Here is a 319-nt window from a genome sequence, read left to right as displayed (position 1 = left end):
GATGGAGGCGCACATCGCCGGCCAGCGCAGCTTGGGATTGCAGACGAAGCCGCGTCCCGTCACCACGCTGATGAAGGCCAGCCGCTCCAGCTTGCGCATCGATTCGTCCAGCGTGCCGACGCCATAAGCGTTGCCGTCCTTGTCTTCGATGCGGGCGTGGTTCAGGTGATCGAGGATGGCCGTGCGTCCCACCGGCTCGCCGGCCAGGGCGAGCAGCGCCAGTATCATTTTTTCGTTGAATTCAAGCGCGTCAAATTCGGCGAGCAGCTTAGCGTCGGCCATGCGGGGTCAGTCTTTCAGGTTATCGATGTGTACCGGC

Annotated in this window: 1 protein-coding gene; it reads right to left on the bottom strand. The window is 62.4% G+C overall.

Features of this window, described 5'->3' with window-relative positions:
* Nucleotides 1-282 (bottom strand): hypothetical protein (locus tag ACO0LB_RS20770; RefSeq protein WP_423052623.1); only part of this gene is annotated, 282 nt, incomplete at its 3' end.
* Nucleotides 283-319 lie beyond the last annotated feature (37 nt).

It is taken from the genome of Undibacterium sp. SXout7W (assembly GCF_049339385.1).
Classification (GTDB): Bacteria; Pseudomonadota; Gammaproteobacteria; order Burkholderiales; family Burkholderiaceae_D; genus Undibacterium.
This window is presented reverse-complemented; position numbering and strand designations above follow the sequence as displayed.